At 67.8% G+C, this 16,588-nt stretch carries 14 protein-coding genes; 7 read left to right on the top strand and 7 right to left on the bottom strand.

Annotated features, from left to right (window positions below):
- Positions 1-200 precede the first annotated feature (200 nt).
- The 7 genes from C996_RS0106250 to C996_RS0106280 all read right to left on the bottom strand — a co-directional run bounded on the left by C996_RS0106250 (position 201) and on the right by C996_RS0106280 (position 8,405).
- Positions 201-2,459, bottom strand: coding sequence for an RND family transporter (locus C996_RS0106250; RefSeq protein ID WP_018866596.1), 2,259 nt, complete (start codon positions 2,457-2,459; stop codon positions 201-203).
- Positions 2,459-4,348 (bottom strand): LysM peptidoglycan-binding domain-containing protein, encoded by a 1,890-nt coding sequence (locus tag C996_RS0106255; RefSeq protein WP_018866597.1) that lies wholly within the window; start codon positions 4,346-4,348, stop codon positions 2,459-2,461. The genes C996_RS0106250 and C996_RS0106255 overlap by 1 nt, the downstream gene beginning before the upstream one ends.
- A 37-nt stretch (positions 4,349-4,385) precedes the next feature.
- Positions 4,386-5,201 carry an outer membrane lipoprotein-sorting protein gene (locus tag C996_RS0106260; RefSeq protein WP_018866598.1) on the bottom strand — a complete coding sequence of 272 codons (816 nt, stop codon included), beginning with the start codon at positions 5,199-5,201 and terminating at the stop codon, positions 4,386-4,388.
- 4 nt (positions 5,202-5,205) lie between these two features.
- Positions 5,206-6,108, bottom strand: a complete 903-nt coding sequence (locus C996_RS0106265; protein ID WP_018866599.1) for a ThiF family adenylyltransferase — start codon at positions 6,106-6,108, stop codon at positions 5,206-5,208.
- Positions 6,105-6,980 (bottom strand): PEP-CTERM/exosortase system-associated acyltransferase, encoded by an 876-nt coding sequence (locus C996_RS0106270; protein ID WP_018866600.1) that lies wholly within the window; start codon positions 6,978-6,980, stop codon positions 6,105-6,107. Before C996_RS0106270 ends, C996_RS0106265 begins: the two co-directional genes overlap by 4 nt.
- 2 nt (positions 6,981-6,982) lie before the next feature.
- Positions 6,983-7,699: an acyl-homoserine-lactone synthase gene (locus tag C996_RS0106275; RefSeq protein WP_018866601.1), complete on the bottom strand. Its 717-nt coding sequence runs from the start codon at positions 7,697-7,699 to the stop codon at positions 6,983-6,985.
- 133 nt (positions 7,700-7,832) lie between these two features.
- A complete protein-coding gene (locus tag C996_RS0106280) occupies positions 7,833-8,405 on the bottom strand; it encodes a PilZ domain-containing protein (protein ID WP_018866602.1) in 573 nt (190 codons plus the stop codon).
- Positions 8,406-8,768: 363 nt separating this feature from the next.
- Here C996_RS0106280 and C996_RS0106285 point away from each other — a divergent pair, with 363 nt between their 5' ends.
- The 7 genes from C996_RS0106285 (at position 8,769) to C996_RS0106315 (ending at position 16,530) form a co-directional block, all read left to right on the top strand.
- A complete protein-coding gene (locus C996_RS0106285) occupies positions 8,769-10,313 on the top strand; it encodes an XrtA system polysaccharide chain length determinant (protein ID WP_018866603.1) in 1,545 nt (514 codons plus the stop codon).
- Between the two features lie 115 nt (positions 10,314-10,428).
- Entirely contained in the window at positions 10,429-11,325 is an 897-nt protein-coding gene (locus C996_RS0106290; RefSeq protein WP_018866604.1) for an XrtA-associated tyrosine autokinase, read from the top strand.
- A 16-nt stretch (positions 11,326-11,341) separates the two neighbouring features.
- Positions 11,342-12,814, top strand: a complete 1,473-nt coding sequence (locus C996_RS0106295) for a TIGR03016 family PEP-CTERM system-associated outer membrane protein (RefSeq protein ID WP_018866605.1) — start codon at positions 11,342-11,344, stop codon at positions 12,812-12,814.
- 3 nt (positions 12,815-12,817) lie between these two features.
- Entirely contained in the window at positions 12,818-13,924 is a 1,107-nt protein-coding gene (locus tag C996_RS0106300) for an XrtA/PEP-CTERM system-associated ATPase (protein WP_018866606.1), read from the top strand.
- 15 nt (positions 13,925-13,939) lie between these two features.
- Entirely contained in the window at positions 13,940-14,845 is a 906-nt protein-coding gene (locus C996_RS0106305; RefSeq protein ID WP_018866607.1) for an XrtA system polysaccharide deacetylase, read from the top strand.
- A gap of 31 nt (positions 14,846-14,876) precedes the next feature.
- Positions 14,877-15,902 carry a FemAB family XrtA/PEP-CTERM system-associated protein gene (locus C996_RS0106310; RefSeq protein ID WP_018866608.1) on the top strand — a complete coding sequence of 342 codons (1,026 nt, stop codon included), beginning with the start codon at positions 14,877-14,879 and terminating at the stop codon, positions 15,900-15,902.
- A 235-nt stretch (positions 15,903-16,137) separates the two neighbouring features.
- A complete protein-coding gene (locus tag C996_RS0106315; RefSeq protein ID WP_018866609.1) occupies positions 16,138-16,530 on the top strand; it encodes a GxxExxY protein in 393 nt (130 codons plus the stop codon).
- Positions 16,531-16,588 lie beyond the last annotated feature (58 nt).

Here is a 16,588-nt window from a genome sequence, read left to right on the forward strand (position 1 = left end):
GGACCGCGTGATCGCAGGAGGGTCTTGTGGCCGGGGAACTGTAAAGGGTGTCGACGAGCGGGCCGGCTGGATGAGGCCGTCAGGACGCCCGAAACCGGAGAAACCGGTAAAGAATGTGCAAAAACAGAGGGTTGTTCGGATTACTTGGCTTGTAAAGCATCTCGACAGGCCGGCCGCCAGAGGCGCGACCGGGGGCTCGGTCAGGCCGCGCGGGCCCGCGCGAGCCGGTGCCCGACGACCAGCAGGGCCGGGAGGACCAGCAGGTCGAACAGCAGGGCCGCGATCAGCCCGAAGGCGGTCAGCCAGCCAAAGGCGGCCGTGGGCTGGAAGTCGGACAGGGCCAGCAGCAGGAACTGGCCCACCAGCACGATGGTGGTGGCGGTGATCGCGCGCCCGCTGCGGCGGAAGCTGCGGGCGAGCGCCCAGGCAACCGGGCTGCCCCGCCCGCGGCGCTGACGATAGTTGTGCAGGACGTGGATGGTGTCGTCCACGGCGATCCCGATGGCGACACTGGCAATCATGGCCGTGGCCATGTCCAGCCAGATGCCGAGCAGGCCCATCAGGGCGAAGATCATCGCCACCGGTGCCAGGTTGGGGATCATGCTGAGGACGGTCAGCGGGATCGAGCGCCACATCAGCAGCATCAGAAGCGTGATCATCGCGGCCACGGCATACAGGCTGTGCAGCTGCCCCTCGATCAGTAACCGCTCCTGGTCCGCGAACAGTCGGGCCATCCCGGCCATGTCCCATTCCAGGTCGGCCGGCGGGTTGGCCTCCAGGTGGTCGCGCAGATCGTCCATCAGTGCGTTGATGGCCCGCGCCCCGTGGGCGTTCAGGTTGAGCAGGATGCGGCTGCGTTCGAAGTCGCGGTCGACGGCATCGAACAGGTCGCGGCCGTCGTAGATGAACAGGTACTGGGCGACCAGGTTGGGGTCGTCCGGGATGCGCCGGAAGGCCGGGTCTTCCTCGTTGAAGGCCCAGTGCATCTCGGCGACGAGATCCGGCAGGGACAGGCTGTAGTCCACCTCGGGGCGCTGGTCCAGCCAGTCCTGCACGCGCTGGATGGCCAGCATCCGTTCCGGGTCCTGCAGGCTGTCCCAGTCCGGCCCGTCGAACACCACCTCCAGCGCCATTACCCCGGAGAGTTCGCGCTCCACCGCGCGGGTCGCCTGGGTGATCGAGTGGTCGTCGTCGAAGAAGGCGTAGAGATCGGTTTCGACCTCGACTTGCCGGATCTGTGGGATCGCCAGGGCCACCAGGATGGCGGTGGCCAGCAGGACCCAGCCGGCGCGGCGGATCGCCAGGTGTGCCGCCAGCGCGGTGAAGCGGTCGAGCAGGCGCAGGCCGCGCTGCGGGGCGAGCCAGTCGCCGCGATCCCAGCGCACCATGATCGCCGGCAGGAGCAGCAGCACGACCGCCGCGGCGAGCAGCACGCCGAAGGCCCCGATCAGACCGAAGGTCTCGATCGGCCGGATGCTGCTGACCTGCAGCGACGCCAGCCCCGCCGCGGTGGTCAGCGCCATGAACGCGGTGGGACGGGCCACGGCGGCCAGCGCCGCCTCCACGCGGGCGCGTCCCCGGTGGCCGCGCTGCGCGGCATGCAGCAGGGCGTTGAAGAAGTGCATCAGCATCGCCACCGTCAATGCGGTCAGCAGGGGCGGCAGGATGGCGGAGATCAGTGTGAACGGCCGGTCGAGCAGGATCAGCAGGGCGATCGCGGGCCCGGTGACCGCGCTGATCGTGGAAGCGGACAGCACGACCACCAGCGGGCGCCGGAACAGCCACCACAGCAGCAGGAGGCTGATGGTCATGGTGCCCGGAACCAGGAAGGCGAGGTCCTTGACCATCGCCCGGAGCTGCGCGACATCCAGGGCGATATGGCCGGCGATGGCGGTCAGATCGCCTTCCAGGTCGTGCTCGGCGATCCGGTCGCGGAGCAGGCGTTCCAGCTGCAGGCGCTGCAGGCTGTTTTCCAGCGCGTGCGGGCGCACAACCACCGCCAGCGCCTCGCCGCCGGGGCCGGCCACCAGGCCGGGGGCGAAGCGGTCGCGCAAGACCCGCTCGCGCCATTCATCGGCCGTGCGCTCGTTCAGCGCGCGGCCGTCCACCAGGCGGTCCACGGTGAAGCCGTCGGTCGTGGCCCGGATGTGGTCCAGGGTGGTGACCGACAGGACCCGTTCGACGCTCGGATCGGCCTCCATGTCGCGCACCAGCGCGTCGATGCGTTGCAGGAAATCGGCCTCGAACAGCTCGCTGCCGGTAAACAGGCCGACCAGTACCTGATCCTGAGGGAAGCGTTCGCGCAGTTCGCGATCGAAGGTGACGGCCGCGGCGTCCTCGGGGAAATAGGACTCGGGGGCGTTATCCAGGTTGACCTGCAGGAGAACGGGGCCGGGCAGGAGGAGCAGCAGGGCCAGGATGCCCAGTGCCAGTCGCGGGCGCCCCAGCAGCCAGCGCATCAGAACTGCCCCCGCCAGCCGGTGACGAGCATGCGGTTATCGCGGTAGAAGCCCCCGGCCGTGCCCTCGGCCCCGTCCAGCCAGTGCAGGCCGATATAGAATTCCATGGGTTCGCGGGCGATCCATGCCAGTTCCGGGTTCAGATAGACGTCGCGGCGGTTGAGCCCGATCGAATAGCGCAGGCGTGCCCGCCAGTTGTAGTCGGCAAACGGGCTCTCCAGTTCTCCGGTCAGGAAGTAGCTTTCGCGCGCATCCAGCATGTCGCCGGCGTTCAGCAGGTGCTGGCCCGCCAGCTGGGTGGTCATGCGGAAGTCCCCGTCTCCGGGGAAGCCCTCGGCGCCGACCACCCAGTCGACCCCCTCCACCGTGGTCTGGCGCAGGTCATCCGCGCGGGTCACCGGCACGTCGCTCAGCCAGGCGGCCTCGGCGCGCCAGGTCCAGGCGCCGGTGGCAAAGGCGGTGTCGCCGCCCACCACCCAGGTGCGCGGGTGGACGGCCTCCAGCGTCGGGTCCCCGGGTGGCTGGCCGGCCAGGATGGCCTGGCGGGTGTCGGTATCGAAGCGGTAGTAGGGCTGCGAATGCCGGGCCCGCTGGACGGTGACGGCGAAATCGGCGCCGCGGCCGGAGCGCCCCAGGCGCACGCCGGCGCCGCCGTTGCCGGAGACATCGTCGTCCAGCGCGGCCTGCTGGATCACCGGCGCCAGCGCCGGGTCCTGTGGAAGCCCCAGCAGGCGTCCGCGGTTGCGGTCCACCGGGTGCCAGAGGCTGTCACGGTCAGGCAGCTCCGCCGGCCGGAACAGGGGCAGGAAGACCAGGTCGGCATGCCACGGCCCCTGGAAGAATTCCGCGCGGATCGCCGGGTTCGCGCGGCGCCGTTCGCCGTACGGGTCCAGGCCGAAGCGGGTCAGGTCCTTGGTGCTGAGCCGGTCGGTGGGCGGGATCTCGTCCACCCGTCCCCACAGGATGCGCTGGGTGCCCACGGTGACGCGCGTACGATCGCCCCGGTAGCGCAGGAAATTTTCGTCATAGTCGGCGCGTGCGCGGGTGGTGCTCGGGTAGTCGCCGCCCTGCTGGGCCTGGATGTCCGCGCGCGCGCCCAGGCGCAGCTCCCAGGCCTCGTTCAGGTCGCGGCGGGCACTGACCACGCCGCGACCGTGCTGCACATGGTCCACGGGGCGCCCGGATGTGCCCAGCACGCCCAGTTCGATGCGGGCGTCCTCTACCCGCAGGTCCCAGGCGGCGGCGCCGGTCTGGGTGTCCGCGTCCGCATCCTCGGCCGACTCCTCGCCGAATACGAACGCGCGCTGTGCTTCGTCTTCGGCATCACCGTTTGGGGTGTCGCGCGACGGTGCCGGAGTGTCAGGCGCGGCGTCGCTCGCGGGAGCGGAGGATGCGTCGGCGACGGCGACGGGCGCAGCGGCGGACCCAGCCGTGGGCATGTCCGGGACCTGCAGCACCGCGCCGGCGCGCAGGGTATGCACGTCGCCGTCGAAGGCGTGCGGATTGTGTTCGAACAGGCGCTGGACCATCTCCCGAGTGGGGATGCGCGGGTCCGGGCGCAGGCGCTCGGCCACGCTCCACAGGGTGTCGCTGGCGCGCACGGTGTAGTAGTTGCCGGCGCCCGGGATGGGCGCGGGTTCGGTGCGCGCAAGCTCGTCCGGCGCGGGCGGCTGTAGCGTCGCCCCGGCCTTCAGGCCCTCGGGTCCGCCGTCAAAGGCATCCGGGTTGCGGGCATACAGCGCCTGCGCCATGGCCTGGATGCGGACGGACGGATCGGGGCGCAGATCGCGGGCGATGCTCCAGAGGGTGTCGCCCGGCTGCACGGTATAGGGGGCCGGCGCCGCGGCGGCCAGCGGCATTGGCCCCAGCACCAGCAGCCCGGCGAGCACCGTGGCGCGCCATCCCCCGGGCCGGGGCGTGGGCGCTTCATGGGCGATAGGGGCGCGCAAGGCTCGGGTCCGACAGGCCGCGGAGGGTGAATAGCTCGTCCGGGAGACCGCTGTTGTAGGTCACGTCCTCGACCTCGAGGATGGTGGTGCGACCGCTGGCAAGATCGGTCATGGAGCTGCGGGTTACCGTCCAGTAGCCCTGGATCTCCTCGATCCGCTGTACCTCCAGGCGCTTCGCGGGCTCTTCGCCCCCTTCGTACAGGTCGATACGCAGCGGCAGGAGGGTCTCCTCGTGGATCCAGCTGACCCGCTTGCTGTAGACGGAGTTGCCGCTGTCCACGGGCACGCTCTCGAGCACGGTGACCGGGGTGCCCTCGTAGGTATCCTCGCCCAGGATGCGGTGGTGGTCCTTGTGCGGTTCGCGGTCTTCCAGGTCCTCGAAGTAGAGCTCGGACTGAACGAAGCTGCCGCCCCGGTTCTCGCTGCTGATGCGGCGCTCGCGCTGGATCGCGGGCAGGTAGAGCCACTGGTCGACATCGCCGCCCGGGTGGTTGTGGACCAGGATGGCCGTGTCGGCAATGTTGCGCGGCGACGTAAAGCGAATGAGGTTGCGGCTGGCACCGGGCTCGTCGCCATCCAGGCGGTACTCGTAGCTTTCGCGTACCCGCTCGCGGCGGCCGCCGCCGGTGAGTGTCATGATCCCCCGGGTGACGGCATCGTCCCCGTCCGGGCGCTCGTGGACGGCGCGGGCCAGCTCGCGCGCCGCGGATTCCTCCGCCAGCGCCGTGGCCGGCAGGGTGGCCACCGCGAGCAGGAGGCCCGCGCCGAGGAACATGGCGGTCCGGTTCATCATGGCGTCATTGTACCTCCGGGTTCGCGGCCCGCTGGTGCGCGCGCTGGGCGCGCAGTCGCCGGCGGGCGATCCGGATCAGCAGGCGGTGGAGCGGGTTGCGATTGCCCCCGGGGCGCCAGGTGCGGGCGAGGCGCTGGCGGTAGGCGTCGAAGTGCACGCCCCGCGGGGCCCAGGTCAGCGTACCGCGCCCCAGCAGCAGTTTGAGCACCTCGGTGCCCATCACCCCGGCGCACAGGTCGCAGGCCATCGGGGTGGAGGGGCCGCGGCGCGCCGCCAGGTCGACGGCTGTCGGGTCGGCCAGGTAGCCCATCTGCAGCATCGCGGGCGCCAGACCGATCATGAAGCGCAGGGCCAGTTCCTCGTCGTCCAGGTCGTCGTGCAGGTCGAAGTAGGCGTCGAAGCTCATCCCGTCGGGGCGGAAGTTCAGCAGGGCTGCCCCCATGCCGAGCGGGGCCACCGTGACGGCGGGGATCCCGCGCTCGGCACAGGCCCGGAAGACCTGGCGCCGGATGTCGAAGGCGAAGAAGTCGAGGCCGTCCACGTAGACATCCACGCCGTCGAGGAAGGCCTCCAGGTTGTCCGCGTGGACGCCCTGCGCAAAGGCGTCGATCTCGAGTTCCGGGTTGATGTCCCGGGCCATCTCCTCCAGCACCTCGACCTTGGGTCGGTCCAGCCGCGACAGGGCCGCGCCGACCTGGCGGTTCATGTTGTGCAGCTCGAAGATGTCGGGGTCGGCGATGCGGAAATGGCCGATCCCGAGGCGCACCAGGGTCAGCAGGTGGGCGCCGCCGACCCCGCCAAGACCGGCGATCGCGATGCGGGCGCCGCGCAGCCGCTGCAGTTCGGCCGGCGTCACCCAGCCAACCGTTCGTGCGAAGGCCGTCTGGTAGTCGAACCCGGAACTCAATGTGCCAACCCGTTGAGTCCCGGTTGCGAGCGTGCGGGTAGCGGCAGGTGTGTCCGGCCGGTCGGGCGGACGACAGGGCACCCGGCAGCGCCCGGGAAGCGGAGCATCTGCGCGGATGTCACCGCCGGGGGAACACGCGGGGCGCGCAGCAAGGTCGACTCCACGTGCCGGCACAGCTCGCTCAGGGCACTCGATCGCTGGATGCTTTCGTGTGCCTCGCCGGAGTCGATGTAGAACGCCGCGCGCTTGCCATGATAGTGCACGACCTCGCCGATCTGGGTGAACTCCAGCCCGGTATGCCGCAGGATGCGGGCGAGGGCCGGCTCCATCATCGCGAAGGCATGCTGCTTGCGGTAGTGCACGCAGAGCAGGGTTGCGGCCACGAACAGGCTGACCGCGAGGATCGGAAACACGCGGATCTGGTCGGGCGAGAGTTTCAGGGCCTCGATGTCCCCGATCGGGGTGGCGGCCTCGCCGTTGCGGCGGCGGAACATGCTGTGCACGGCGAGCCGGGACACCTCGCAGACGTTGTCGCGCTCCAGCCGGTCCGGGCGCCAGGGGGTGTCGAAAAAGCTGTCGTGGCAATGGCGCTCCATGGGCAGCTGTCCGATCGGGTCCCGGGTGTCGACATGCACTACGCGCACACAGCCGGCGGCCATCCCGCTGGGCTTGTGCTCCAGCAGGCAGTGCCAGGCCTGGGCGTCGTACGCGTCGACCTCCTTGTGGCCCGGGCAATCCTCCTCCCGCTCGAAGCCGAACTCCTTGCAGTACACCTGGTAGCGAAGATGCTGGATGTCCTCCAGGTGTTCCCCGGTGCGCTGGGAGAGGTCGAAGTACCGCTTGAACCCGCTGACGATCGAGTCGCTTTCCACGACTAGTTTCCTCCTGCTGCAAGCCCCGCCACGTCCGGTGGCGGCCCCCACGCGGCGGGCACCTCCGTCGGATGCGGCGCCCCGCCCGTGGCGGGTTCTTCCCACGCAGTGTAGTGGGGAATCTCCGCCGCTGCCGGGAGTTGCAGGCGCGCTCGCCAGGCGCGCAGGGCCTTGCCCGCGGCCTCCGTGTGCGCGAGGCACGGGATGCGGGTACCACGATGACGGTGGGGGGCGCCGCACACCTCGATGGGCAGGCCGTGGCGTCGCAGCAGTCGCACGAGCGCCGGGCGCACCAGGAAGAACATCCGGCGGTAGCCGTGGCGCCGCGCGTACTCCTGGGAGGCCTGGCACAGGTGATAGAGCACCTCGGGCGAAGCCCCGCGCACGATCAGGCGCGACACCTCCAGCGCGGGTTCCCAGGACTGGGCTGCCACCTCGGGAAACAGCCGGCAGTTCGCCGTGGTCGGCAGGGGTTGGTTCCCCGGCAGGATCAGGCGCATGGCGCCCACCCAGCGAGCGTCCGGCGGGCGGCCTTCGTGGCTGATCAGGAAATGCTCGGCATGCTCGTCGTAGGCATCGCGCTCGATGCCTTCCGGGTGCTGTTCGGCGGGTTCGAAACCGGTTTCGCGGCAGTACACCTCGTAGCGCAGGCGGAAATGGATCCGTCGGGCGGCCTCCGAGCGTGCGAGATAGGCGCGGAACCGTCCGGCCCTATTCACGCGCAGAGCCGCATCCGGAACCGGATGCGGCGGGCGGTCGAGGGGGTGTGTCTGTACTTCGGTTGGGTGTCGAGTCCGTATTCGGATAATGCATGTTTCTGCTCCCATGGTCCGAGATTGAATGCCGCACCGTTCAGTGCGCGGCATTCGCGAACTGCAGACCGACCCCGCGCGGACTGGAAAACACCACCACGCCGTCGCGCACGCTGCCCTCCGCCACCATGACCCGGATGGGCGTTCCCGGGGGCAGTCGCGGCTGGTAGCGCAGCGGCATGACGCGTGCGCCGTAGCGCGAGATGTCCACCAGCCGGCAGCGCGCCGGTCGTCCCTGCACCCACATCTCGGTGAGTCGGTTGACGATCTCGCGCGGCCAGCGCCGCCGTTCCTCAGGCATCGGGGTGGTTGCCCCGGCGTCCTGTCCCTCGCCGAACTGCCATGCCATGGCCGCGCCCCAGTGCCGTTCCTCCGACGAGCTGGCGTAGATCTGTGCCTGCGCCGGATGCGTGATCGGGGGTGACCCCAGTCGGTCGATCAAGGCCGCCACGAAGCTGGCGGAGACCTGTTCATACTCGCCGACGGTCTCCAGATCCTGGTACAGCTGGCCGTGGACCTCGTCCAGGATGCGCAGGCGTTCCTCCCAGGGTTGATCCGCGATCGCCGGGAACCAGAAGTCCGCGAGCTCCAGTGCCAACTTTTCGTGACTCATCAGCGATCCTTGAGGGTCGGTGCAGGGGCCGCTGCAGGCTTACGACTCTACCCAGTGACCCGGTAGCAAACCCTGTACCAGTTCACAGAACCGCCCGGGATTCATCCGCCTCCGTGCGATCGCCCGCGCCGTGATCTGCGCGTCAGTTCGCCGTATGTAAACAATCCCGACATCTGTGGACAGGTGTGCGCAAACCCACTTGAATGAACCTGGGATTTCCCCAAACCCGGCGGGACCGGCACGACGGTGCCAGAGCCGGGTGGTCCCGGCGCAACGCAGGCGCGTCCGGGGGACAGGTATTCGCTGCAGATCGGCCCGCGGGCGCTCCCATGCGCCAGTGCGGTCGGCGGGAAGCTGGGCCGTATGGAAAAGATCGTTCAAGAGCTCTGGCAGCATGTGCGGGGCACCTGGCGCAAGCGCTGGTGGATCCTGCCGATTGCCTGGCTGGTCTGTATCGGTGGCTGGGCCTACGCCCACAACCTGCCGGATACCTACCAGGCGGATGCCCGGATCTACGTGAACACCCAGTCGGTGCTGGACCCGCTGCTGCGCGGGATGACGGTACGCCCGAACACCGAGCAGCGCCTGCGCATGATTACCCGCACCCTGCTCAGTCGCGACAACCTCGAGGAAATCGCCCGCGAGAGCGATCTCGATGTGCTGACCGGGAACGCCAGCCTGGATGCCCAGGTGGCATTGCTGCGTTCGCGGCTGACCCTGGAGGGGGGCGAGCGCGACAACATCTACAGCGTCCGCTTCCGCCACAGCAACCCCGAGGTCGCCTACCGTGTGGTCCGGGAGACGGTTGACCTGTTCATGGCCCGCGGCATGGGCGACTCACGCCTCGACCTCACCACTTCGCAGCAGTTCATCGAGCGTCAGCTGGAGAACTACGAACAGCAGCTGCAGGAGAAGGAGGCCGAGATCGAGCAGTTCAAGCGCGACAACGCGCGCTTCCTCAGTGGCGATGGCAACTTCTACTCGCGGCTCGAGCGCACCCGTGACCAGCTGCAGCAGGCCCGGCTGCAGCGCCGCGAGGCCGAGAGCCGGTTGCAGACACTGGAGCGGCGGGCCCGTGAAGGCCGGGCCAGTGGCCTGGGGGGCTACGAGAACTCGGAACTGGACCGGCGCATCAGCGAATTGCAGGAGAACATCGACGCGATGCGGCTGCGCTACACCGATGAACACCCGGACGTGGTGTCGTCGCGCCGCATCCTCGTCGAGCTGGAGGAGCGCCGGGAACGGGAGGCGCAGGAGTTCGCGCGCAACCCGCAGGCCATCCAGCGCCCGGGTAGCAGCAACGAGGCGCTGCAGAACGCGATCTCCGAAACCGAAAGCGAGATCGCCTCGCTGACCACCCGCATCGCCGAGTTCGAGGAGCGGGTGGCGCGGCTGGAGGGCGATGTGGACCGCGCGCCGGCGGTGGAATCCGAGCTGACTTCCCTGACCCGCAACTACGACGTGCTGCGCAATTCCTACCGCCAGCTGCAGGACCGTCGCGAGCAGGCGGTGATGTCCGAGGCCGTGGAGAGCCAGACCGACGCGGTCGATTTCCGGGTGCTGGAGCCGCCGCGCCAGCCCACCGCGCCGGCCTCGCCGGATCGGCCCATGCTGGCCACCGCCGTCCTGCTGGTCGGCCTGGGAGCGGGCACCGGATTTGCCTTCCTGCTGTCGCAGCTGCGGCGAACCATCAGCAGCAGCCAGCAGCTGGCGGCGGTGACCGGCCGCCCGGTCCTCGGCAGTGTCTCGCGCGTGCGCACCCCGATGACCCGGCACCGGCGGCTGTCCGAGCTGGCCGTGTTTGCGGCGGCACTGGGGACCCTGGTGCTGGTCTACGCCGTGGTCATGGGGCTCTATGCGACCGGGTCCGAGTTCCTTCTGGACGAGCTCATGGGATGGCTGCGATGAGGGTGCCGGGCGGGTTCGCCGGGCACGTTTCCGGTCATCGCCGGGCGCACCGACTATCTTTCAGGGAACGGGCCGATTCGACGCAATCGGTTGCCGGCAGGGGGCAGACAGCGCGATGAGCATTATCGAGAAGGCACTGGACAAGAACCGGGCGCGACAGCCGGTCCCCGAAGCCAGGGCGGAACAGGCGCCGGCCCCCGAAACCGCGACACCCGAGCCCGAACCTCAACGGGCGCCGGTATCACAGGAAGTCAGCATCGATTTTGCCTGGCTTCGCAAGCAGGGGCTCATCGTGCCCGGGGATCAACGCTCCAGCGTGGCGGAAGAGTTCCGCATGATGAAGCGCCCGCTGCTGAACAACGCCTTCGGGCGCCACGCGGCAATGCGCGTGCCCCGTGGTCGGCTGATCATGATCACCAGTGCCCTGCCAGGGGAAGGCAAGACCTTCACCAGTGTGAACCTGGCGCTCAGCATGGCGATGGAGCTGGAACGCACGGTGCTGCTGGTGGATGCCGATGTGGCGCGACCGGCGATCCCCCGCACGCTGGGTTTCAAGGCCGACCTCGGGCTGATGGATGTGCTCAGCGAGCCCGATATCGAGATCCCCGATGTCCTGCTGCGCACCAACGTGGAGAACCTGACCGTTCTGCCCGCGGGCCGTCCGCACGGGCGTTCGACCGAGATCCTGGCGAGCGACGTGATGCGGGATCTGGTCGACGACCTGCACGATCGCTACGAGGACCGGATCATCCTGTTCGACTCCCCGCCCCTGCTGGCGACCAGCGAGCCGGGCGTGCTCGCGACCCACATGGGACAGGTGGTGATGGTGGTCGAGGCCGATCGCACGCCGGCCACCACGGTGGAGCGGGCCATGCATCAACTGGATTCCTGCGGGGTCGTACTCACCTCTCTCAACCGCGCGACGCCCGGTATTGGCATGGGGGGGCAGTACTACGGGGGCAGCTACTATGGCAGCGAGCGTGATCATGTCGCCGGCGCCCCGTCCCGCTAGGCCCCGGGGCCCGGCGGTGGCCCGTCGGTGGTGGATCGGCGCGGCCGCGGTCGTGCTGGCGGTGCCCGGTAGTGCGAAGGCCGTCGACTGGACGTTCACCCCCCGGGTCACGGTATCCGCGGAGGTGACTGACAACGCCCGCCTGGCCCCGCGGGGGCAGGAGGAGGCCGACCTGATCGGCACGGTCGCGCCCGGGTTCACGCTGCGCGGCGAAGGCGCGCGCAGCGACACCCGCATCGACTACCGCATGAACTCGCGCTTCTATGCCGACGATACACGCCAGGACCGCACGACCCACACCCTGCGCGGCCGCACGAACTGGGAGCTGGTGGACGATACCTTTTTCGTCGACGCCGGGGCCTCGCGTACCGAGCAGGCGGCCTCGATCCTCGGGCCGGTCGGCATCGGGGGCAGCACCCCGCGCGAGAACCTGCAGGAGACCACCACCTACAGCGTCTCGCCGATGCTGCGCACCCGCTACGGCAGTTTCGCCACTCAGGAGATCCGCTACACCTACGGCGAGAATCTCTACCACCGCAGCAACCGCCAGGACAGCGACTTCCACCGGGGTGAATACGTCCTCGACAGCGGGGCCGCCTTCAACCGTCCCTTCTGGCAGCTCGCCGGGTTCTACGAGAAAGAGCGCTTCGAGGATGGCCTGGAGGGCGAGTTCGGACAGGTCAGTGGGACCCTGGGGTACCGGTTCGGGCGGTCCCTGCGCCTGTTCGGCGTGGTCGGCGAAGAGTTCAACGACTATGCGACCACCCGCGAGGACGATGACGGCGGCTTCTGGCAGGTGGGGGCGCGCTGGGCCCCGACGAGGGTCACCAACCTCGAGGCCCGCTACGGCGAACGCTACTTCGGCAAGAACCGGTCGTTGGCGGTCGACCACCGCAGCCGCCGCGCCACCTATCGCCTCAGCTACAACGAGGGCGTGAGTTCGACCCGGCAGCGGCGCGACGGGCCCTTTGCCCAGCTCGCGGAGGACATCCAGTTCATGTCCGTCGATGAACTCCTGGACAACTACTCCCCGGAAGAGATCTTCCTGTTTCTGCTGAACCCGGAGCTGGGCGACGAGGCATTCGTGGAAGGCTTCTACCTGACCCGAACCTGGCGCGCCGGCTGGAGTTACGACACCGGTCGCAGTGTGTTCGGCGTCAACCTGATCCAGACCGAGCGCGAATCCGAGACTCAGACCAACGTCGGCCTGTTCGAGGACAACCGCACCCAGCGCGGGGCCAGCGCGTTCTGGCAATGGCGCTACGGTCCGCGCACGACGACCCTGCTGACCACCGGCATCAGCCGGACCGACTTCACCGACAGCGATCGCGAGGATGACCTCTGGTTCCTGCGCGCCAGCGTCAGTCGTCAGCTGACGCCGGATACCAGCGCCAGCCTGGCCTACCGGCACCAGCGCCGGGATTCGAACGCCGCGGCCAACGAGTACCGCGAGAACGCGATCATCGGCACGCTGACACGGGAGTTCTGAGGCATGTACGAGGAATTCTATGGTTTCACCGGCCGGCCCTTCGCGCTGAGCCCCGATCCGCGGTTCTTCTACGCGAGCAAGGGCCACAGCCGGGCGATGGCCTATCTCGAATACGGCGTGCAGCTGGAGGAAGGCTTCATCGTCATCACCGGCGAGGTCGGGGCCGGCAAGACCACCCTGGTGCGCAGCCTGTTCGAGACCCTGAGCGACAAGCCCCTGGTGGCGGCCCAGCTGGTGAGTACACAGCTGGATGCCGAAGACCTGCTGCGCTCGGTCTGTCTCGCCTTTGGGCTGGAGGATGCCCCGAATCACAAGGCCGGTCAGTTGCGCCGCCTGGAGTCCTTCCTGCACGACACGCGGGCCCGGGGCCAGCGCGCGCTGCTGGTGGTCGACGAGGCACAGAACCTGGGCCCCGACGCCGTGGAAGAACTGCGCATGCTGTCCAACTTCCAGGGCGAGGACGGCCCCCTGCTGCAGAGCTTTCTGCTCGGTCAGCCGGAGTTCCGGCGCCTGCTGCGCAGCGAGAACATGCAGCAGCTGCGCCAGCGGGTGATCGCGACCTACCACCTCGGCCCGATGGACGAGGACGATACGCGCGCCTACGTCGAGCACCGGCTCGCGCGGGTGGGCTGGAATGGAAGACCGCATTTCGACGACGACATCTGGCCGCGCATCCACGACTACACCAGCGGCATCCCGCGCAAGGTGAATACCTTCTGCGATCGCCTGCTGCTGATGGGGTATCTGGAGGAATGTGCCGATCTGGATGCGGCACGGGCGCAGCAGGTGATCGACGAGATTGAGGAGGACCTGGAGGGCGTGCTGCTGGACGAGACGCCCCCCGCCGCCGGTTCATCGGGGCCGCGCCGGGAGGCGCACGCGGGCACGGACGACCAGGGCGACCAGGGCGACCCGGATCAGGCCGTCGCCAGCCAGGTCTCCATGCTGCGCATCGAACAGGATCTCGAGGCGCTGGAAGAGCGCCTGCACCGGATCGAGCGCAACCTCCTGGTCAACTTCCGCGTGACCCAGGAGGTGCTCAAAATCGTGCGCGACGAGGGCTACGAGCCGGAGTCCTTGTCCCCGGTTCCCAGCGCCGTACGGTCGTAGGGGCGGAGCCTCGTCATGCAGCCGAAAAACGCCCATCGGCCCAATGCTCTGACCGTCGATGTCGAAGACTACTTCCAGGTCTCCGCGCTGGCGCCGCAGATCCCGCGCGACTCCTGGGATTGTCGTGAGTGCCGTATTGAGCGGAACCTCGATCGCATCCTCGACCTGTTCGAGCGCCGTGGGGCGCACGCCACCTTCTTTACCCTGGGCTGGATTGCCGAACGTTACCCTCAGGCCATCCGGCGTATCGTCGAGGCCGGGCACGAACTCGCCAGCCATGGCTATGGCCACCAGCGGGTAACCGACCTCAGTCCCGAAGCCTTCCGCGCTGACGTTACCCGCGCGCGCGGGATACTGGAGGATCTTTCCGGTTCCCCCATCCGGGGCTATCGCGCGCCGAGCTTTTCCATTGGGGAGGGCAACCTGTGGGCGCTCAGAATTCTGGACGAGACAGGGCATGACTACAGCTCGAGCATTTATCCGGTTCGCCACGACCACTACGGCATGCCGGACGCCCCGCGCGAGCCCCATCGCCCGTTGGAAGGCGGTATCCTGGAACTGCCGCCCGCCACCCTGCGCATGGGCGGCCGAAATCTGCCGGCGGCCGGCGGCGGTTACTTTCGTCTCCTGCCCTACGCCATCTCGCGGCGCGCCCTGCGTCGGATCGAGCAGGTGGATGCGATGCCCGCGGTGTTCTATTTCCACCCCTGGGAGATCGACCCCGGCCAGCCGCGTATTCCCGGCATTACCGCCAAGACGCGTTTCCGGCACTACGTGAATCTGCACCGTATGGAGGCGCGTCTGGATCGCCTGCTGCAGGACTTCACCTGGGATCGAATGGATCGCGTATTCGCTGTCCCCCTCGATTTGCAGGCCCCCGCCCTGACGTCCTCGGAGGGCGCCCGTGTATCAGTCGCCTGAAGACCAGGAACGGATGGCGGCTACGCTGCCCATGCAAGTGTGCACACTCGACGCGACCGGGCATGGGCGCTGGGATGCCTTCGTCGATGGCTGCCCGCAGGCCACGTTCTTCCACCGCGCCGGCTGGGCAACGGTCATGCAGCGCGCCTTCGGGCATCCCGTCTGGTTTTTCTACGCGGAACAGAACGGGGTTATCCAGGGCGTGCTGCCGCTGGTGCGGGTGCGCTCGCGCCTGTTTGGCGATGCCCTGGCCTCGATCCCGTTCGGCGTTTACGGCGGCATTGCCGCGCAGACGCCCACGGCCTTCGAGGCCCTGGATCGGCGTGCCCGGGCGCTTGCCGAAGAGCTAGGGGTGGATTATCTCGAATACCGTCACCTGGAACCGCAGCACCCGGACTGGCCAACCAAGGACGATCTCTATTTCACCTTCCGCAAGGTCATGGAGCCGGAGGTCGAGGCCAACATGAATGCGATCCCCCGCAAGCAGCGCCGCATGGTGCGCAAGGGGATCAAGGCCGGGCTGACCAGTGAATTCGAGTCCGATATCGAGCGCTTCTACCCGATTTTCGCGGCCAATGTGCGCCGCATGGGGACGCCGGTCTTCAGTCGTCGCTACTTCGAGACTCTGCTCGACGTGTTCGGCGACGAATGCCGGGTGCTCACGGCGCTGCACGACGGTGATCCGGTCGCCAGCGTCGTGACCTTTTTCTTCCGCGAAGAGGTGCTGCCGTACTACGGCGCAGGTACGCCCGAGGCGCGCCAGGTCGCGGGCTATGACTTTCTCTACTGGGAGCTGATGCGCCACGCCTGCGAGGACGGTTACCGCATCTACGACTTCGGTCGCAGCAAGCGCGATACCGGCTCGTTCAGTTTCAAGAAGAACTGGGGCTTCGAGCCGCAGCCGCTGTACTACGAATACGATCTGGTCCGCGCTCGCGAGATACCCGACGTCAACCCGCTGAACCCGAAGTACCAGTACTTCATCAAGGCCTGGCAGCGCCTGCCCCTGCCGGTCGCCAACTGGCTCGGCCCCAAACTCGCCCGCTCCCTCGGCTGAGCGAATGGAAGGTCAAGGTCAAGTACGTTTAACAGGAAGAAGGAGAGAAAAGAAGGTTTATGGTGTGGGGTTCGGGGAAAAGCTTGGGTTGGGGCAGCCTTTGGCGTTGGTCTTTACCCCGGGCGCCTCAACCCCAGAACTCTTCCCATCTTCTAACCTCCCTGTGAACCGCTCTTTAGCCGACGCTATGTGAGAGCTGTATCGAACCGAACAATGTTGAAGGGACGGGAGCGAAATGGAATTCGACCCGCTTTCGAAGGAAGTGATTGGCGCCGCGATCGAAGTTCATCGGGAGCTGGGCCCGGGGCTGATGGAATCCGTCTACGAGAAGTGCCTTGCCCATGAACTGCGTGAGCGAGGGATCCGTTGTACCACGCAGGTTGCGATGCCGGTTGCCTACAAGGGCGAAACCATTGATGCGGGGTATCGCATTGACGTTCTCGTTGAGGATTGCCTGATGATTGAACTGAAGAGCGTAGATGAGCTCAGTGGCCTGCACCAGGCGCAGCTTTTGACCTACATGAAACTTGCGCGAGTCGATACTGGGCTCTTGATCAACTTCAACGCCCCTGTTCTCAAGGACGGGATCCGCCGTCTTGAGCGGCGCGGTATTTCAACTGGCTCTTGAAACTCATTCCATGAACCTTCCCTTCTTCAAATCTTCCTGTGACCAACTGCAGTTGGCA

It is taken from the genome of Thioalkalivibrio sp. ALE25 (assembly GCF_000377285.1).
In the GTDB taxonomy this organism is placed as follows: Bacteria; Pseudomonadota; Gammaproteobacteria; order Ectothiorhodospirales; family Ectothiorhodospiraceae; genus Thioalkalivibrio.